Consider the following 18078-nt stretch of genomic DNA (forward strand, 5'->3'; position numbering starts at 1 on the left):
CGCCGATCTTTCGACTGGCGGCTCCTTGTCGCTCCCCCGCAGGAGAAACGTGTAGCGTAGCGCTAATGAAAGGTGACAAAGTGTCAGGTTCTTCATGAGAAGATCGCTGGTGCAAAAACAACATCAATTCATACGCGGGCAGTGAGTCCCGTGAACCCCTTCTCGGCGAGCGAGGCGTCGTCTAGCGTCACTGCCATCGTGCCGCGCCCGGTGACATCACCGTAGGACAGTAGCTCGTCGTTCAGTTCGACGACGTGGAAGGTGAGCCCTTCGCGAACAACCCCCAACACGACGACATCCTCAGCGTCGGCCGGTACGGTGAACATCCAGCCGGCCTCAACTGCGGCGCCGACGACAATGTGGAACGCATATTGCGCGCCTTTGATCGCCGCATAGAGGTGTACCTGATCCTGTTTTGCGCGCTCGTCGTCATTGTCGGGGAAAGCAGGATTGCCACCGTCCATCTGGATCAAGCCCGCGACGACGTTGACTGCGCCATCAGCCATGGCATCGCGGGCGCGACGATCACGAGTGCTGACTTCGGGCTCCAGACCCACGTAGAGCCATACTGGATCGACATCGAGCAACTGCGCGAGCTTCACGTTCTTCGCCTTGCGCGGGCGGGCCTCGCCCCTAGCCCACCGTGCCACTGTCTGCACCGAGATCTTCTCGTCGAAGCGCTGGGCCAACTGAGCAACGATCCAAGTCAGGCGTCCGGAGTAGAGGGGGGGGCAGTGCGGGTTCCCATCGCACGCCTGTCTCAAGCGACGCGCGAACGTTGCATTCTGTACGCTTGGCAACCGGTTCGTTGGAGGCGCGATGATGATGTCCGACATGAAGGAGTTAGTAGGCGCACGATGTACGTAGCTCCCCGCTGTTTCAACAATCCGTTCATCCTGCAGTCGCGGTGATGCCTCGCCGGACGCCTGCTTCCCAGCGGCCGGCAGGTGTCGTGCTGCGAAGATCTGGGGGGGCTATGTCAGAGCTAATGCACCGGCTGGTAATCAGGTCACGGTAGACCGGGGCACATGCCCCGCCCGCGCAAGCCAGCCAGTCCGTTCCGCTACTTCAACTCCTCGCCGGAGGTAATCCGGCTGGTGGTGCTGATGTACGTCCGCTTCCCGCTCAGCCTGCGCAACGTGGAAGACCTGCTGTTCGAGCGCGGGATCGACATCTGCCATGAAACCGTGCGGCTGTGGTGGAACAGGTTCGGGCCGCAGTTTGCAGGCGAGGTACGCAGGAAGCGGGTCAACCACATGCGCGGCTACCGCCACTGGCGCTGGCACCTGGACGAGATGTACGTGAAGCTGAACGGCGAGATGGTCTACCTGTGGCGAGCCGTAGATCACGAAGGCGAGGTGCTGGAGAGCTACGTCACCAAGACGCGCGACAAGGCGGCAGCACTGACCTTCATGAAGAAGGCGCTGAAGCGCCACGGCTCACCAGAGGCGATCACCACCGATGGCCTGCGCTCCTACCGTGCAGCCATGAACGACCTCGGCAATGCCGAGAAGCAGGAGGTGGGTCGCTGGGCCAACAACCGGGTGGAGAACTCCCACCTGCCATTCCGACGTAGAGAGCGGGCCATGCTCCGGTTCCGGCAGATGAAGACGCTGCAGAAGTTCGCTTCCGTGCACGCCAACGTCCACAACCACTTCAGCCTGGAGCGCCATCTCACCGACCGACAGACCTACCGGGAACGACGCTCCGCAGCGCTTGCGGAGTGGCAGGTGCTCGCCAGTTAGGCGACCATCCTCAAAGCCCGACATCCATCCGGTGGAGAGCGGTTCGCGTTAGACTGACAGCACCCCTCCGCGAGCTGCCCCCGCCCGCGGTGGAGCTGCTCGAAGTCGCTCGGGAACACGTTCTTGTAAATGAGGACGGCCAGCAGCTTGGTCGCGTCGAGGTTGGTCTCGCCCTCCGTCTCGAGGTTCGCCACGTATATGGCGTACTCGTTGAAGATGTTCTGGATGAGCCTCAAGTCGCTGAGATACCTTGAGACCTCCCGCACGAACTGCCGGTCCAGCCTGTCGTCGATCGAGAGGCGCCTCCCCTGCTCGAGCACCTTGTCGATCGAATTCGAACTGTTGATGATCGGGATGACCGGGATGATAAACTCGAAGAACTTTGTCCGATCGGTGCTTACGAAAATGTCGTCCCGGATGGCGTAGAGGAAGCGGACCTGCCGCCTCACGCTGGCATTTGCGTTCACGAGACTGTTGATCTCGCGCAGCGTGACGAAGATCTCCGGATTGTTGAATCTGTCGAGATCCTCGATCACGACCAGGTCGTATGGCGTAGATTGAAAGAAGTAGACGATCTCGTCGAGGTGACGATTTAGGATCGACTCCTCCGTCACCGCGTTCGGCGATATCTCGATGTCTTTGAGCGAGATGCTCTTCAGCGAGATGCCGAAGCTGGCGACGTAGATCTGGTGGAAGATCAGCCAGAGGAAGCCCGCTCCGACGACGAACACGAGCAGGTTGAACCAATTCTCCATTCCGAGGGGCCGGAAGTACGCGCCCGACATGACCGCCTCGCGCCGCTGGATCAGCTGCCAGCACGCGACGAGGCCAAGCGCGCAGAAGAGGGAGACGACGGACGCCCACCGGCCAGGTCGCTGGATCCGCTTGAACCTGGATAGCGGCAACCTGTCGGCGTCGGCACCGTAGAGCATCTGCTGGAGTATGCTCCGCTCGATCTCCTGCCTACTCACCGTAGGGTTGCTCCGCTCGGTCTCCCGCCGACCCTCCTGGTCGGCGGACGCGGCGGCATCTGGCAGGAACGCGGCCAGGGAAATCTGGAGAACGGGCCGATTATAGTTCTTCAGGAACGACTTTATGATGCTGCTCTTGCCCGATCCGTATGGGCCGGTGAGCGCGATGTTCATCACGCGCGGATTGTCGGTGGCCTCGGTCAGAGCGCCAGAATAGATGCCAGCCTCATCCGCCTGATCGGTAGGAGCCAAATCGACGAACTTGGGTCCGCGCCCTTCCTCGTTTGGTCGGTTTTCCAGCCATCTCGCCGTCGAGATAAGCCATCGCGTTAGCTTGGTCCGAGGGTTCGACAAGACCGCAAGGCTCCTTTAATCGATCGAAGACGTTAGGTCTGGATTAGCCCTGTTGCCGCAGCGGGATGGCCGCGATTGAAACTTTGCCTGCTGGATCAATGCCCAACCCGCGTAGAATTTCCTGAAATGCCCACGCGACTTGGTTCGGGTAGACGCAAGGCCCGATGATGATCCTGTCGAGCAGCCTATCGAGGTTCATCCAGGGCATATTCAACCCTGGCTGGTCCGTCAGAGGTACCTTGCAGACCATCTGCGGAATGCTGCGGACCGTTTCGATGCTCGACTTGATGAATGGCGACGGGTCGGAAAGCGGCCGGTGAATGACGCGCCACTCCTGCTCCTCCGCGAACGCAGGGTGCTTGAACGATAGCGTGGCGAATTGGAGTGCGTTCGTAATTATCGACTGCGCGTTCTGGAACGGCACCTGCTTGATTGTCTCGATGTTCGCCGTCAGCCCGTCAGCCACCTCTTTCAGGTTTGAGAACAGCACCGTCTCGTCCCCGTATGCGACCGGGCTTGAGTAAGTGTTTAGCTGGCCAGCATCATTCTCGAATACCTCCGTCTTGAAGATGAGCGCGACCCCCGACGTTGGGCCACCATACGCGCGCCACATCGACAGCCGCCCGAGGAAGTCTTCGGGATCGTGCGCCGATAAAGAGGTCAAATAGGTCTGGGTTCGCGACTGCCATTCTACCTTGTTGATGAATTCAGCAATTGAGTTCCAGAGGCCAGGATGTGCGCCGTTTAGCGCGGTTTCCAGCTGAGCCCCGACGCCCATCTGAAGGGCGGCAATAAGGCAGGCGGTGCCGTATGCGACTTCAGAAAAGTCATTCATTAACTGCGCGTTGCGGAGCCAAAGCGTCTTGGTTTTAAGGATTAGCGCGGCATTCTCGGCGGTGGTGTAATGGGCCATTCTCAGCCCCTTTTCAAACACCTCCTGAAAGCGCCGCATCTCGTAGGGAAACGCTAATTCCTGCAGCGCCGTGATCGCTTCGTCCTCGCCCATCCCGCGAAGCTAACACCCTGACTGCGGTGGAGGAAGCACGCTTGGTACTACCCTGGTACCCGGAAGCTGCCAGGCTGCAAACGGCCCCGGTCCGGCCGCGCATTGTCTTCTGAATGGACGACAGCTTTCGGGAAGCCGGAGCCCGGCGGCGGGCGGCGGCTTTTGGGTCAAAATTGCTGCGACGTGACTCCATTGGCATGAGCAATTTGCCCGTGATGAATCTGGCACCAGCGGCACGGTCCAATCCTGAATAGTGGGCGGGCGCAAGGGCCCGCCTCACATTCATTAAGACAGCGGCGGTTGCCCGTTTGACGCGGTCAGCCCGCCATCGACCGGCAGATTCACGCCCGTCACGTAATGCGCATCGTCGCTCGCCAAGAACGCGATCGCCCCCGAGATTTCGGCGGGCTGGGCACCGCGGCCCATCGGAATACGCTCTTCGAACTTGGCAATCAGCTCAGGCTGTTTCTTCATGCCCGCGGTCAGCGCGGTGTAGGTGAGCGACGGATTGACCGCGTTGACGCGGACGCCGTGCTTCGCCTCGTCCATTGCCAGCGCGCGGGTAAAGTTGCTGACCGCCCCCTTCGCCGCGCAGTAGAAGCTGTGGTTCCAGTCGCCACCCAGGCCCGACACTGACGACACGTTGACGATGCAGCCCTTGGATTGTCGCAGGTGCGCGATCGCCGCGCGGCTCATGTGGACGACACCATAGAGATCGGTTTCGATCACCTTGGTGAATTCAGAGAAGTCGCCCTCGTCGACTTTGCCCAGATGATCGACGCCGGCGTCGTTGACCAGCACGTCGATCCGACTGAAGCGATCGATCGCAGCCTGGACGAGAGCTTCACATGCCGCGCGGTCCGATACGTCGATCTCGCGGGTTTCGACTGTGCCGTGCAGCTCGCCCGCCAGCTTGTCGAGCGCGGCCTTGTCGATGTCGCCTAACACCAGCGTTGCGCCTTCCTCAGCGAAGCGGCGCGCGGCGCCTTCACCGATCCCCGAGGCGGCACCGGTGATGACGATGACCTTGTTGGAAAAGCGCGCCATTACGCATTCTCCGCCTGAACGTCGTGCTTGCCTTCGAACTTCATGATTGTCCTTTCACTATCGTCAGCACTGGCGTTCAGCTTAGGCTGGAATGTCCCGGATGTCGGCGGTGTTCGCGGCGGCAATGCCGTTCTCTCGGTGGCGGAAGTCGCTGAGCGCCTGGTAGACCTGCATGCGCGCGCGCATCACGCCGCCGAGCGGGCGATGCACTTCCAGACTGTGGGCCGGGCGGAACGTCATCACCTCGTCGAAGTAGCGGACGCGGTCGGGACCATAGGCTGACTGCCGCGGCAGTCGGATCGTGGCGACGGTGCGATACGGGCTTTCGCTCGTCGGCCAGTCGACGGAGGTGTCCTCGATGGGCTGCGTCTCGGCATCGGTCCACAGCTGCGCCCGAAGCTCGAACACCGCATCGTTGCCCTCGAAGTAATCCACCGCGGCATGGCGGAAGCCATCCTCGTCCTGATGAGGGTCGAGCTGCCAATCGGCGAGTGCCTTTTGCTCGGCTGCAACGGGAAACGCCCCGATCTTGGCGACATGGTCGCCGAAGCGCACCGGGCATTGGCTGAAATATTCCTCGACCAGCGGGTGGCTGAAGGGATGGCCGTAGAAGTCCAGCGTCGGGCTTGGACCCGCGCCGACGGCGTTCAGCACCTTGTTGATGTTGCGAGCGACGGAAGCGGCCGCGCTTTTCACCCCCTCAGGCATCGGAACCGTCAGGCCGATCTTCTTGGCCTGGGAAAGGAAGCCGGCGGCGGTCCCCGCCGGAAAGGTCGTGCCGCTGGCAAGGACGAAGTCCTGCGTTGGCGCATCATGGCCGGGCAGCTTCGCGCCCTCGACGCCGAACACCTTGATAGACATGCCGCGATGGGTCGAGACGCGATCGCCGAGCTTCTCACCGGGTCCTTGCGCGAAGCGGACGGCGACATCGAACGTGCCAGGTTCCGCGAACAGGCCCTGTGCGAGCTCGGGCGGCAATCCGGGCGCGACGATGAGCTTGCCGATCACGCACGCCGTGCTCTTGGCGTGGCTCGCCCGCACCGCGTGCCCGTCGCGCTTCTCGACCGTCTGGCTCTCCTGGGTCATGCCCTGGATGATGCCGTCGGTGCTCTCCTGTTCGTCGGGCTCTCGTGTTTCGACATCGGGCGAATAGCGAAGATAGGTCATGGGATGTCCGATCACTTGGCGGGAGCGAAGGAGAACAGCTGCGTCTTGATCGACGGCGGTGCGCCGGGCGTGAACCAGTTGGTGTCCTGTATATGGCTGGCGGTGACGTACATCGTCCCGTCGCGCCCTTCCGAGAAGGTGTCGGGCCAACGCAGCCGGCGATCGGTCAGCACTATCTCAACGGTCGCTCCGTTCAGACGCTTGATCGCATAGTCAGTGGGCGAGGTCAGGTAGAGCACGCCTGCCTTACTCATCCACAGACCATCAGCGACGTGGGTCTGCGCGACCGTCTTCACCGCTGCCGCCCTATCGGCCTCGCTGACGTCTGATCGCAGCTTCGCGGTGTCGATCGAATAGAGCGTCTTTCCGGTCAGCGCCTGATAGAAGAGCGTCTTGCCGTCCTTGGAGATGGCGATGCCATCGACGGCGAAGGCGGGCTGCCGGCCATCGGGGCGGACCAACGGCTTGCCGTCGAGCGTAACCTTCACCGTCTTGTCGATCTGCGTCGAGGCGTGCCCATCGAGCGCGCGGTGGCTCTTGCCGCTTTCCAGGTCGACGACGATGATCGCGCCGCGCGTGCCGCTGTCGGTGATGTAGCCGGTCTTGCCGTCGGGCGAGAAGCGGATGTCATTGAGATACGTGCCCTGCAGCGCGACGTCGCCGGGAACCAGGATCGTCTTCGTCACCGTGTTCGACGCCAGATCGATGCGGACGAGCTTGGGCGCGCCTTCGAGGATCTTCTCGTTCCCCGGCGCGCCGGGATCGAGCACCCAGAGATTACCGTGACCATCGGGCACGATCGACTGCACGCAGACGAAATATTCACCGACCGGCAGTTCGTTGGCGCGGGCGTTGCGCCAGCTGTTCCACTTGGCGTCAGGATAGGGGCGTAAGGATCCGTCCTTCATCACTTCGGCGACGGAGATAGGCGCGTCGTCGGTCCAGCGGGGGAAGTTGACGAAGCGCCGTCCATCCTCGGTCACCGCCACGCCGGTCGCCTGATGATCGAACTGCGCCACCTGCGTCAGCTGTGCGCTGCGTCCCTGGGCATGGGCAACGCCGGCTGCGGCAGCGGCGACCAAGCCGATGGCGGCAATCCCGGCGGCATAGGGGGCGGCTTTCTTCATGGACAGGTTCCTATCGGTGACATCGGTGAGCACGGCGGGATTGCCGGCGAAGAGGGTAAGGAGGTGGCGCACCACCGCTTGCGGGTTCTCCCGCTGCGGGAAGTGGCCGACCCCGGTCATGGTGATGCGCGCGAACGGCCCGGCGAATTTCGCTCGCACGTCCTTCGCGGTCGAGGGAGGGTTCACGCCGTCGGCATCGCCGTGGATGTAGAGCGTCGGCAGCGACAACGTCTTGGTCGCCTTGACCTTGTTCTCCAGCCAGGCGCTTCGTGGATCGGGTTCCGCTTCGCCCCAGCGTGCGCGATAGCTGTGGAGCGTCACGTCGACCCAGTCGGAATTGTCGAACGACCGGGCGACACGGTCGAACGTCGCCTCGTCGAACCATCCCGGTGGCGACCAGTTGACCCAATGCAGATGGGTGAACCCGCGCCAGTCCGCACGTACCGCCTCCGCCCCGCGCGCGGTTGCCATGAACCAGTGATACCATTGCCGCTGGGTCTGCTCGAACGGCGGCGTAGGCATGCCGCCGAGCCGGGGCGGGGTCGACAGCATGGCCATCCGCTCTACCCGATCGGGCCACCCGACGGCCAAGGCCTCGGCGGTGTTCGATCCCCAATCGTGCCCGGCGACCATGAAGCGGTCGATGCCGAGCGTGTCGAGCAGCGCGATCATATCGATCGCGAGCATCGCGCTGTTGCCGGTTCGCGAGGTATCGTCGTTGAGAAAACGCGTGGCGCCGAACCCACGCAACGTCGGGACGATGACGCGGAACCCTTCCGCGGCCAGTGTGGGCGCCACCTGATCCCACGTCGAAGCGTCATCCGGCCAGCCATGGAGGAGGAGCACCGGCTGTCCCTCCTCCGCGCCGTGAATCGACACCTCCATGTTGAGGTCGCCGGCGGTAATCATCGGCATTCGTCAGCCTCCTGGCGGTTCAAACCTTTGCGGACGTTTCGTCGACCCTGCCATTTCACCGTCGCTGCGAAACCAGCGGTTCAACGGCCTTCAGAACGGCCAAGTGCCCAATTCGCCTCCAAGCCGATCTGTCCACGGTCAGCGTCAAGGGACCGAACGCCACCTTCGCCGTTCAGGCGCGACCGCCAACAGGCTCGTGATAGGGGCAACCGTTTACGCGGGCGCGGAAGTCGGCGGAGTGGCGGTAGGTCCCGTTGCGTGCCCGATTGATGTTGCCGAGCGGCTGATGTGCGGCAAGACCGGTCCAGATCGAGAAGCGCATCTCCTCGTTGATCTTCTGAAACTTGTCCTCGGTCAGGCTGTCCTGCTTGGCCGCCCGAATGGTCGCGACGGTCTGGAAGGGCGCATCGTCCTGCTTCCACTCGACGGTCGGGTCCTCGACCGGTTGCTCCTCGAGGTCGCGACACAGTTGCACCCGTACCTCCCACTCCATCTCAAGCACCTGGGTTTCCGACCGGATCACGTCCCGCAAGGCGTCCGGCCGGCCAGTCGCGTCGATCGTGGTGTCGGTCTGATCGGTCAGGTCCTTGGACACGGGGAAGATCGCGAATTTGGCGATGTAGTCGCCGTAACGGAACGGCGTGACGCTGAAGTAGGTCTCACCGAGCGGATCCGAGTTGGGCGCCCCGCCGAGCGTCTGCACTTTCGGGCTTTCAATCCCGACCGCGCTGAGCACGGTGTTCACACCGCGCAACACCTTGGACATCGCTTCCTTGGTGCCCTCGAGCTTGTCGGTGGTGCCTGCCAGGAGCTTGAGGTTACCCAGGAACTGGTCGGCGGTCTTGTTCTGGAACACCGAGCCGTTGACCATGACGAAGTCCTGCGTCTGTCCATCGGCACCGGGCAGGCGTTCACCGTCGACGTCCATCACCTTCAGCGCCAGACCACGCGGCAGGCTGATGGTATCCGGCAGGATGTCGCCCGCGTTGGTCGAGAAGCGCATGACGACCTTGTGCTCGCCCGGGGTGGCAAACAGGCCTTGGGCCAGCTCGGGGGAAAGCCCGTCATGGACAATTAGCACCCCATCGAGGAAACCGTGCGCCTTGGCGTGGACCGAACGTACAGCGTGACCATAGTCCTCCGCTGTCGTCTCAAGGATCTTGTCGAACGTCTCGTTGAGCTTCGTGATCGTCTCGGCTTCGTCGGGTTTAACATCCTCGACGTCGGGAGAATAGCGGACGGGGGTCTGGGTCATGGTCATTGGTCCTCTCCGGCAAGGAGGCGGCGGCTCGACGCCGCCGCCGTCACGCTCAGCGGCGGGTTGCTGGCGCTTCAAACGCCGTCTTCAGCCGTGCGACTGCGAGATCATTCGCCTGCTTGGCGCCGTTCACGACCTTGGCCATGCCGAAGAACTCATGGGTCACGCCCGGGAAGGTCTTCTGCTCGACCTTGTCACCGGCCGCCCGCATCGCGGCCGCCAGCGTCTCTCCATCCGAGCGTAGCGGATCGATCTGCGCGTTGATGATCGTCGTCGGCGGCAGACCACGCAGGTTGGCGGCGACCAGGTTCAGGCGCGGATCCTGCGCATCCGCCTTGCTCGTCTGATAGTAGTAGCCGAACCACGGCAGCATGGCAGTGTTCAGCGGCTTGGCGTTCGTCGAATCCCGCCGCGAAGGCAGCGTCATACTGCTGTTCGCGATCGGATAGACCGAGACGATGTGGCGCGGCACCGTCAGGCCGTTGTCGCGCGCGTAGATCGCGGTCGCGACCGCAAGGTTGCCGCCGGCGCTCTCGCCGACTGTCGCGATCCGTGCGGGGTCGCCACCCCAGCTCGCCGCATTATGCAGCGTCCAGCGATAGGCAGCAGCCGCATCATCATGCTGCGCCGGAAACTTGAACTCGGGTGAGTGGCGGTACTCGACCGAGACGACGATAGCGTTCAGCGCCTTCGACATGGCCCGCGGTGCGGCATCGTAGGTGTCGACGTCGGCAATGACCCAACCACCGCCGTGGTAGTAGACGATGACCGGCATCGGCTTGCCACCCGCAGGTGCGCCGGCCGGCTTGTAGATGCGCGCGAATTGCTTGGGGTCGCTGCCGTACGGCAGGTCCCGCGTCGTCACCGACGAATCAGGCGCGGTCGACATTCCCTTCTTCCGCATCGCCGCCTTGGCTCCGTCCGCGGCCGAGGGCTGCATGCGGGCTTCCGCAGGCGTGAGCGTTTCGATCGGCTTGCCGCCGAGCGACGCGAGCGCGTCCAAGACTGACTGCATGTCGGGTGCGGCTTTCGGGGGCTGCATGGATGTCGCGGGCGGCGGTGGCGGAGGAGGAGCGGCAATCGAGCGAGGTGACTGGGCCAGAGCTGGAATGCCTGCGATCGCGGTCGACGCGGCGATCAGCGTTAGAACGGTTTTGCGCAATGGTCCCTCCTGAAACTGTCTGTTTCCCAACCATTGGGCGAGCCTCAGCGTTTCGGTACGAAAGTAGACCCAAGCGTTTGAGCAGCGAGGTTCGGAAGTATGGACGGCGGCATGGATGATCAGGCTTTGAAGGTGGATGGGACCCCCAGTTCCAACGCGTTGCCGTGCGAGGCGAATGCGCTGCTACGTCTTTTGAATGACGCTGACCGCGCCGCCCTTGCGCCGCATCTGGAACTGGTGCCGTTCCGCAACGGTGACATGATCGCGCGCGCCGGCGATGCGGCAGACAGCATCTGCTTCCCGTTGACCGGGATCGCTGCGATACTCGACTCACTCGAGGGCGACCGCCGCTATGCGGTCGCGCTGGTCGGAAGCGAGGGGTTCATCGGTTGGCAGTTGCTACTTGGCAACAAGCGCTGGTCGCATGACGTGGTGATGCGGGCCGAACACGGCACGGCTATGAGGCTGTCGGCCACAGCATTGCACAGGATACTGGTCGAACGTCCAGAGATCCGAACCGTCCTGCTCCGCTTCGTCGACGTGGTCATGACCCAGATGTCCAGGACGATCGTCTCGTCGCTCGCGCATTCGATCGAGCGGCGGATGGCGCGATGGATCCTGCTCTATCACGACCGGGTACGCGAGGACGACATCTGCATGACGCACGAGGAGTTCAGGCTCATGCTCGGCGTCCGCCGCAGCAGCGTGACCGACGCACTCCACAAGCTCGAAGAGGATGAGGCTGTTCGCTCCGTGCGTGGGCGCGTCATCGTGCGTGACCGGGATCGGCTGCTGCGCCTAGCTGGTGACACCTACGGGTTCGCTGAGGCGGAATACCGACGCCTACTAAGCCTCTAATCAAATTGAATTTGCTGACGTTCGCCCCCCGGGGGACCGTATATATAGCTTGAAACCACTCAAATTTCGCCGACCTGCCCCGACCGGTAAGATTGGACGCTCAATCAAAATGGACGAATGGCCGAAATTGGGGTAGGGTAGATACGTCGCGAATGTCCGGATGTGGGTCGATGCTACCATCATCGCGCAATCGAGCCGTGAAGCGGGTGGAGCATCACCTCGTCGCGTCGAGAATGACGGCGACTGTCTCCTCCGGCGTGTCCCACATAGGAAAGTGGCCGCTGCCATCAAACCAGTGGAGCTCGGCGCCGGGAAAGGCTGCCTGCGCGCGCGCAGCCTGTCTGGGGAGGCAGAGCCGGTCGTGCCTGCCCCACCCGATGACGACCCGGCCGGTGCCGGCAGCGGCGGGACCGGACTGCTCAGGTCCCGTGGCAAGGCTCCGGACCAGCGCATCGAACGTCGGCGTTGTACTGAGACCTCCCAGCTCGGTCGCGACGGTCTCCCCGTCAAGCGCCCAAGGACGCGCGGAGAGCTGCGCGAGCAGCGCCGTGCGCGACGCTGCATTCCGGCTCAACGCCGGCAGGCCTGGCCGGATGGCCCGCAGTAAGCGACCGGAGGCGCCGATGGTGGTTTTGAAGAAGGTGCGCTCCCAGCCCCGCCAGAAGCCGCCCGGATCGAGCGCGACGACGTTCCCGACGAGTCCGCGCCGTGCGAGCTCAAGCACGATCCGCGCACCCATGGAACTGCCGACGACATCGACGCCGGACAAGCCAGCCTCCGCGATGTAACGCTCGACGCTGCCGACCAGACCATCGAACGTCCCGCTGTCGGATTCGGCAAGGGTAGCCCCATGGCCGGGAAGGTCGACCGCGATGACCTTTCGCGAGGCGCTGAGTGGGTCCAAGACGGTACTCCACGATTGCCAACTCCCGCCCAGGCCGTGGATCAAAAGCAGCGTGCGGCCAGTGCCGCGCTCAATCGTGTTCATGCCGTCTCCGCCTCGTCGTTGTGAGAAGCTCAACGAGCCCGGTCGCTTCGCGGGCCCGGCTTTTATCGGCCGACGGGCGCTGGAGATCGGCCCATAGGCCCGCGCCGGCAGGCGGTGGGGCCGGGAAAGTCTGCCTGTTCAGAAAAGGGTCATTGAACATGAACGAGCGACGGCTTGCGAGTAAGCGCTACGACTGCACTGAATGGCCGATTTTGGGTCAACAGGTCCCCAGTTGGGAAAGCCCGCCCAAGCAGAAACCTGTTCACTCCTCAAGGGTTGAGCGACAAAGTAGAGCCTCGGCTGCCGTGTTGGCGACGGCAAGCAGTCTTGGCTCGTCCCATCCCTCTCGCGCTGCAGCCGATAGGCCGAGCATTGTCGTAGCAACGTAATCTGCGACACGTCCGGGAGCTTTAATTCCCGCATCGTCCAGAAATTCCGCCACCCTGTTGCGGTTTTCTCCCGCAATTTGTTTGGCTGCGATGCCCCAATCCGTTGTGCCTGCTTTTGCGTGTTCAAGGATCAGGCAACCACGCCGCTGCGGACTAGTGGTATAAGCGTGCGCCGCAGCTCGCAGCATGTCGCCAAGCGCCGCCATCGGCGCTGCACCCGGCATCAGGAAGCGGTCCAGCGGCACCACGGTGGCCGAGTAGAGCCTTAGGCTCTCTTTGAAGAATGCGGCCTTGCTGCCGAACGCTGCATAGAAGCTCGGCGGAGTAATCCCGATCGCCTCGGTCAGCGCCGCCACGCTGACGTTTTCATAGCCACGCTCGTGAAACAGGTGCTGCCCGGCTTCGACCGCAGCTTCAAGCGCGAATCCCCGGGGCCGCCCCCGTGGCCGCTTATTTTCGTTAATGGCCATTACACAACCCGCTTGCCTGTGTCAGTCACATTTGTATAGCGAACATTCATAGAAATAACCATGCCTCAGGTTCGTCACGGCGCAGAGGTGGTATCAACGATGCACAAGGACAGTTATGCCTCCATCCTCCAACAGACGCCGCGTTGAAGCGAGCGTAGCTCCACGCTCCAAACTCCCGACCGCGGCCCTTGCTGGTCTCGCCGCCAGTGGCTTTCTGTGCATCGTGACCGAAACACTGCCTGCTGGCCTACTCCCGCAGATCGCATCCGGCCTGCAGATCTCCGAGGCGATCGCGGGACAACTCGTTGCCGTCTATGCGCTGGGGTCCTTGCTGGCAGCAATCCCGCTCACGAGCCTGACCCAGGGGCTTCGAAGAAGACCGGTACTACTTACCCCCATCATCTGCTTCGTTGTCGGCAACACGCTGACCGCTTGGGCCGGATCGATCACGGTCGTGCTGGTCGCGCGGTTCGTCGCCGGGTGCGCGGCGGGTCTCGCCTGGGGAATCCTTGCGGGTTACGCGCGCAGCATCGTGCGTGCCGATCAGACCGGCCCGGCAATGGCCCTCGCCATGGTCGGCGTGCCGCTGGCGCTGTCACTGGGTGTTCCCATAGGCACCTTCCTGGGCGGTTTGGTTGGGTGGCGCGGATCGTTCCTGATCCTCTCGGCACTGAGTGTCGTGCTGATCGGCTGGATTATCTTCAAGGTGCCCGATGCCCCCGGGCGGACGGGTGACGATCGTCCTTCTCTGCGCCGCGTCGTCGCGACACCGGGTATCATACCGATCCTGCTCGTCATCCTTGCCTGGATGACGGGCCAGAACATCCTCTACACCTACATCGCGCCGTTCGCGATCGCTGCGTCCGTGCGGGTCGATCTCGTCCTGCTGGCGTTCGGCATCAGCTCGCTCGTCGGCATCTGGATCGTCGGGCGACTAGTCGATCGGATGCTGCGCATGCTGGTATTGCTCGCGATCGGATCGTTTGCCGCCGTCGCTATTTTCCTGTCGCTCATCGGCGGCCAGGGCCTTGCCGTCTATGCAGCAGCCGTTGTCTGGGGTCTTGGCTTCGGTGGTGCCGGGGCGATGATGCAGACGGCGTCGGCGGACGCAGCCGGTGATGGCGTTGATCTGGCGCAGGCGATGGTGACAACGGCTTGGAACCTGGCGATTGCGGCCGGTGGGTCGCTTGGCGGGGTGCTCCTCACGACGGGAGGGACCACGCTGCTGCCGCCCGCTGTCGCCGCGCTGGCCGTGGCCGCCTTCCTCATCGCCCTGGCCGCACGCCGCTTCGCCTTCCCACCGGGTCATCGAACACCGTTGACCACAGACCCGACGATAAGCTCAACATCCCATCCTTTTTTGAGAAAGGCCGCAGCGCCTGACGACGTCCGCTAACGCCATCTGCTTTCCTAATAGCGGAGCGGCCGCTTCCCAGCAGATCACGACGTTCGTTAGTGGATGTCCAGAGTGGCAAGCTGGTCGTTCGCGACGATGAACGAGCGTCCGAAGTTGGGGAGCGGGAAGGGCGGGCTGAATGTCCACTTGTGGGTCCTCTTCGCCGCGAGCAGTGGCATAGTTTATGCGGATTTCGTGCCGTCCACAGTCGATCGAACAGCAGCCTCAAGCCTTTGGACTGCCAGCGTTCACTCCGGGCGGGCGGGTGGCCCCTGATTAGTTTGCCGGACGATCAGCATTACCTGCCTTGCCGGGCCGTCAACGACGCTGGTTCCCTGAAGGAAGAAGCCGCTGCCGAGGAGACCGTCGCTTGCTCCTACGGGTACGTAGCCGCTGGCAATCGGCGCCGTCTGTGAAGAGATGCTGCCGATCCTCAGAGCTCCGGTCGCCACCCTGGATCTTAGCGCCGTGCCGTCGGCCGTGATACCGTTCTGCACGGCTGTACCTTTCTCTGACCCTCCCGCGACCTGCTTCCAAGCCGCGTCGCTGAGCCGGACCGCACCCGAGTAGCCGAAATCGACGAGCAACCTCACCTTGTGACCGTTGATAGTGGCCTCGACCACGTTGCCCGGCAGCAGGGGAAGGCGGGCGATATCCGGTCCGTCGAGCTTTATCGACCCGCTCGGCAGGAACGCGACCTGCTTCTTATCGGGCTGCAGCATTACGGCCATGAGGTTAACAGCGTCGCTGCCGAGCACAGCGTCTATCTGCCGTCCGAGCGCCTGCGACATCTGGCGTAAGTCGAACGAGGCCAGCTCGCTCGTCAGGGTGAACGCGTTTGGGACGTCAAGCACAGTGCGGCCAGTCCTGAAGGTCGCGATCTCGGCCGAACCGGTCAAGGCTTTCGCCGCAGTCTGGCTGATGGGAATGCCTGCCCGTTGGGCGAATCTCGTGTCTACGACCGTGCGTCCGGTTCCGTTGTCCAGGAGGATCGTCGCCGGCCTGTTGTTTACAAGGGCCTCGAAGATGACCAGTCCCTTTACGATCTCCATCCCTTGCGGTGCCCAGTCACGGCCAGCGACGAGGCGCAGGACGAGCCGCTTGTCTCCTGCCTCTGAAGCCGAGGATTTGCCGGCCGAACCAGGCACCGATAGCTGCCCCGCATGCACAGGCTCACACGCGAGCAGAGCGACGAGCAGGAAGATACGCTGAGGCGGACTGCGCGGTTTAGACCGAACCATGCCGATCAGTATCCAGTCGTTCGTCGAGCATAGCAAGGCGTCAACCAGCAGCGCACAACGCTACCGACTTGCACACGGCTGCCGGAATAGATCACCAGCACCTCCAAGCGGCAGCTATTTCCAGCACGCCTGGCGGACCTGAATGCCAATCGAGCGATCAACATCAACGCTGGTGCTGGACTTTATTCGAGGGTGGAACATCGGTGTCTAACATGTCCATCGCGCCGCTGATCAATGCCGCGACTGCGTGGTGTTCAAGCAGATCGGCATCGCGGAGTGCATAAGCGAGACGCTGGCGAAGTATATTCAAATTGGTCATCGGGGCATGACACATCACGGTTTCTCGCTTTGTGGATTGTCAGTCTTCGAGGGCGCGCTCCTCAGCCACCCGAGATCGCGCTTTGTCTGATTGGCCTTCATCACAGCGCGCAGATGTGAGCCGCTGTCAGATCAGGGCCCGAAGCGATGCGGGTGGAAGTCCATCATATTGGCATTCGCCAGCCATCGCGGTGTGATTGTCGATAATTGCGTATTTGTCGGTAATCGTTGCCCAGCGTCGATCGCGTAGTTCAGTGAGGCTGTTTGCGACCTGTGAGCGCGATATGCCGAGTAGATCGGCAAAATGATGGTAGGTCAGCGGCAGCCGGAATCCTCCTGAAACATCGGTGCCCCGCCGGCTTAATCGGTCGCGCAGTTCGAGCAGGAGGTAGCCCATCCGTTCGGTGGGTCGCTGTCTGCCCAGCAGCATCAAGCGCATGTCGGCCCGATGCTCCTCCATCAGCAACGTCGCTATGAGCGCTTCAGAGAGAGCGGGATGTGCGGCAAGCACGACCTCAAAGCCTGATGGATCAAGGCTGCATACGCTGACATCTGTCAGCGTACGGACCGAGTGGCGCACTTTGCCAGTGAAGGGTGCCTGCAATCCGATCAGATCTCCTGGCAGCAGTATGTCGAGGATCTGTCGGCAATTCTCGCGAAGATCGATGTAGCGATAAGCCCAGCCGCTGAAAATTGTATAGACAGGGATCTTCTCGGCACCACTTTAAAAGATCCGTTCGTGCAAGCACTGTATCCTGGCCGATCTTCATCGACCGGACCTGTTTCAGCTCATCCCCAGCCAATGGTCGGAACGAGGATAGCACCCGCAAGGGGCAATCCTGGCAATCAACAAACATTCGCAGCTCACTCACGGCTCACGGAACGCCCCCCGCGAGCGGGCGGGCGGGAAAATACGTTATATCTTACTCAGTTAGGTTAAGCGTCCTGACGCTAAAAGGGTACAATTTTGGACTGCCGTGTCAGATTTACACTCTTGGAAGGAAAACGCGTGTTCGTAAACTTATTGTGCAAATACAGCACCTTATCATAGGTTAGAGTATTGTCGGGCAGCCCCGATTGTTCGTCAGGGTGCGTGGAGGCTAATATGATGTCGGAAACGAATGCAGAGCTTCTCGTGCGGGCGCGGCGGTACCGCAATCTGGCCGGTATGATCGACGACCCGGAGGCCGTACGATCATGCCTCGAAAGTGCCGAGGCGTGCGAGGACAGGGCGAACCAGGCCATCCTTGTTGCTGGATCAGTGCCGGAGGTCATGATTGATTACAATCCGCTCGCTCAGCCTGACCAATGAAGTGCAACGCATCGATCAGCAACTGCAGTGCAAGGAAGTCCTTTCGAAAACTGGGCAATTTCAGGTTACATTCTGAAAGTAATAAGATAAAAGCTAGTAAGTACGTGTCACTGCTTGTCTGGATATCACTCGACGATGAGCAAGGCTGCTTTGACATGGTCAGTTGCGATCACCTCGTCCAGTGACTTTGGATAGCTATAACTGTTTTAAGCACGTGGCATATCGCGGCGTTGGCAGGATCTATGTCTTCCGGTTTAAGTATCATCTGCGCTCCTTCGATGGGGAGTTAGAGAGGCTCATCGTCCTCTGGATCACACGCAGAGTTCCACTGCAGTTCGTCTCACCACGACCGGC

The 18078-nt window shown here is 62.1% G+C and carries 16 protein-coding genes; 4 read left to right on the forward strand and 12 right to left on the reverse strand.

Annotated features, from left to right (window positions below; genetic code table 11):
* Nucleotides 1–128: 128 nt before the first annotated feature.
* Nucleotides 129–836 carry a helix-turn-helix domain-containing protein gene (locus AC0CH8_RS16795; RefSeq protein ID WP_465240879.1) on the reverse strand — a complete coding sequence of 236 codons (708 nt, stop codon included), beginning with the start codon at nucleotides 834–836 and terminating at the stop codon, nucleotides 129–131.
* Nucleotides 837–1028: 192 nt separating this feature from the next.
* Between AC0CH8_RS16795 and AC0CH8_RS16800 the strand changes: the two genes are divergently transcribed.
* Nucleotides 1029–1745 (forward strand): IS6 family transposase, encoded by a 717-nt coding sequence (locus tag AC0CH8_RS16800; RefSeq protein ID WP_465240880.1) that lies wholly within the window; start codon nucleotides 1029–1031, stop codon nucleotides 1743–1745.
* Here AC0CH8_RS16800 and AC0CH8_RS16805 read toward each other — a convergent pair.
* The 7 genes from AC0CH8_RS16805 to AC0CH8_RS16835 form a co-directional block, all read right to left on the reverse strand.
* A complete protein-coding gene (locus AC0CH8_RS16805; protein ID WP_465240881.1) occupies nucleotides 1742–3070 on the reverse strand; it encodes a YobI family P-loop NTPase in 1329 nt (442 codons plus the stop codon). The genes AC0CH8_RS16800 and AC0CH8_RS16805 overlap by 4 nt on opposite strands.
* Before the next feature lie 43 nt (nucleotides 3071–3113).
* Complete coding sequence (locus tag AC0CH8_RS16810) at nucleotides 3114–4076, reverse strand: DUF2971 domain-containing protein (protein WP_465240882.1); 963 nt, start codon at nucleotides 4074–4076, stop codon at nucleotides 3114–3116.
* A 285-nt stretch (nucleotides 4077–4361) separates the two neighbouring features.
* Nucleotides 4362–5123, reverse strand: coding sequence for a meso-2,3-butanediol dehydrogenase (gene budC / locus AC0CH8_RS16815; protein ID WP_465240883.1), 762 nt, complete (start codon nucleotides 5121–5123; stop codon nucleotides 4362–4364).
* A gap of 81 nt (nucleotides 5124–5204) precedes the next feature.
* Complete coding sequence (locus AC0CH8_RS16820) at nucleotides 5205–6290, reverse strand: catalase family protein (protein ID WP_344691113.1); 1086 nt, start codon at nucleotides 6288–6290, stop codon at nucleotides 5205–5207.
* An 11-nt stretch (nucleotides 6291–6301) separates the two neighbouring features.
* Nucleotides 6302–8332: an alpha/beta fold hydrolase gene (locus AC0CH8_RS16825; protein WP_465240884.1), complete on the reverse strand. Its 2031-nt coding sequence runs from the start codon at nucleotides 8330–8332 to the stop codon at nucleotides 6302–6304.
* Between the two features lie 172 nt (nucleotides 8333–8504).
* Nucleotides 8505–9587 carry a catalase family protein gene (locus tag AC0CH8_RS16830; protein WP_344691117.1) on the reverse strand — a complete coding sequence of 361 codons (1083 nt, stop codon included), beginning with the start codon at nucleotides 9585–9587 and terminating at the stop codon, nucleotides 8505–8507.
* 55 nt (nucleotides 9588–9642) lie between these two features.
* A complete protein-coding gene (locus AC0CH8_RS16835; protein WP_465240885.1) occupies nucleotides 9643–10605 on the reverse strand; it encodes an alpha/beta hydrolase in 963 nt (320 codons plus the stop codon).
* A 246-nt stretch (nucleotides 10606–10851) separates the two neighbouring features.
* Between AC0CH8_RS16835 and AC0CH8_RS16840 the strand changes: the two genes are divergently transcribed.
* Nucleotides 10852–11610 carry a Crp/Fnr family transcriptional regulator gene (locus AC0CH8_RS16840; RefSeq protein WP_056397250.1) on the forward strand — a complete coding sequence of 253 codons (759 nt, stop codon included), beginning with the start codon at nucleotides 10852–10854 and terminating at the stop codon, nucleotides 11608–11610.
* 214 nt (nucleotides 11611–11824) lie between these two features.
* On the opposite strand, the gene AC0CH8_RS16845 is transcribed toward AC0CH8_RS16840, so the two are convergent.
* The gene (locus AC0CH8_RS16845; RefSeq protein ID WP_465240886.1) at nucleotides 11825–12598 is read right to left on the reverse strand and encodes an alpha/beta fold hydrolase; all 774 of its coding nucleotides are present in this window, start codon (nucleotides 12596–12598) and stop codon (nucleotides 11825–11827) included.
* Nucleotides 12599–12860: 262 nt separating this feature from the next.
* Entirely contained in the window at nucleotides 12861–13457 is a 597-nt protein-coding gene (locus tag AC0CH8_RS16850) for a TetR/AcrR family transcriptional regulator (protein ID WP_465240887.1), read from the reverse strand.
* Between the two features lie 115 nt (nucleotides 13458–13572).
* Here AC0CH8_RS16850 and AC0CH8_RS16855 point away from each other — a divergent pair, with 115 nt between their 5' ends.
* A complete protein-coding gene (locus tag AC0CH8_RS16855) occupies nucleotides 13573–14853 on the forward strand; it encodes an MFS transporter (RefSeq protein ID WP_465240888.1) in 1281 nt (426 codons plus the stop codon).
* Between the two features lie 248 nt (nucleotides 14854–15101).
* Here the strand turns inward: AC0CH8_RS16855 and AC0CH8_RS16860 are convergent, their stop codons facing one another.
* Entirely contained in the window at nucleotides 15102–15905 is an 804-nt protein-coding gene (locus AC0CH8_RS16860; protein ID WP_465240889.1) for a retropepsin-like aspartic protease, read from the reverse strand.
* A gap of 634 nt (nucleotides 15906–16539) precedes the next feature.
* Entirely contained in the window at nucleotides 16540–17121 is a 582-nt protein-coding gene (locus AC0CH8_RS16865; RefSeq protein ID WP_465240918.1) for a Crp/Fnr family transcriptional regulator, read from the reverse strand.
* Nucleotides 17122–17517: 396 nt separating this feature from the next.
* On the opposite strand from AC0CH8_RS16865, the gene AC0CH8_RS16870 reads away from it, so the two are divergent.
* Nucleotides 17518–17724, forward strand: coding sequence for a hypothetical protein (locus AC0CH8_RS16870; protein WP_465240890.1), 207 nt, complete (start codon nucleotides 17518–17520; stop codon nucleotides 17722–17724).
* Nucleotides 17725–18078: the final 354 nt, after the last annotated feature.

This window comes from Sphingomonas sp. AC435, assembly GCF_979253005.1.

Coding starts and splice junctions, on each gene's coding strand:
- AC0CH8_RS16860 (WP_465240889.1), bottom strand. CDS start 15,905: ATGGAGATCGTAAAGGGACTGGTCATCTTCGAGGCCCTTGTAAACAAC.
- AC0CH8_RS16870 (WP_465240890.1), top strand. CDS start 17,518: ATGATGTCGGAAACGAATGCAGAGCTTCTCGTGCGGGCGCGGCGGTAC.
- AC0CH8_RS16820 (WP_344691113.1), bottom strand. CDS start 6,290: ATGACCTATCTTCGCTATTCGCCCGATGTCGAAACACGAGAGCCCGAC.
- AC0CH8_RS16800 (WP_465240880.1), top strand. CDS start 1,029: ATGCCCCGCCCGCGCAAGCCAGCCAGTCCGTTCCGCTACTTCAACTCC.
- AC0CH8_RS16845 (WP_465240886.1), bottom strand. CDS start 12,598: ATGAACACGATTGAGCGCGGCACTGGCCGCACGCTGCTTTTGATCCAC.
- budC (WP_465240883.1), bottom strand. CDS start 5,123: ATGGCGCGCTTTTCCAACAAGGTCATCGTCATCACCGGTGCCGCCTCG.
- AC0CH8_RS16810 (WP_465240882.1), bottom strand. CDS start 4,076: ATGGGCGAGGACGAAGCGATCACGGCGCTGCAGGAATTAGCGTTTCCC.
- AC0CH8_RS16795 (WP_465240879.1), bottom strand. CDS start 836: ATGTCGGACATCATCATCGCGCCTCCAACGAACCGGTTGCCAAGCGTA.
- AC0CH8_RS16840 (WP_056397250.1), top strand. CDS start 10,852: ATGGACGGCGGCATGGATGATCAGGCTTTGAAGGTGGATGGGACCCCC.
- AC0CH8_RS16825 (WP_465240884.1), bottom strand. CDS start 8,332: ATGCCGATGATTACCGCCGGCGACCTCAACATGGAGGTGTCGATTCAC.
- AC0CH8_RS16850 (WP_465240887.1), bottom strand. CDS start 13,457: ATGGCCATTAACGAAAATAAGCGGCCACGGGGGCGGCCCCGGGGATTC.
- AC0CH8_RS16855 (WP_465240888.1), top strand. CDS start 13,573: ATGCCTCCATCCTCCAACAGACGCCGCGTTGAAGCGAGCGTAGCTCCA.
- AC0CH8_RS16830 (WP_344691117.1), bottom strand. CDS start 9,587: ATGACCCAGACCCCCGTCCGCTATTCTCCCGACGTCGAGGATGTTAAA.
- AC0CH8_RS16835 (WP_465240885.1), bottom strand. CDS start 10,605: ATGCAGTCAGTCTTGGACGCGCTCGCGTCGCTCGGCGGCAAGCCGATC.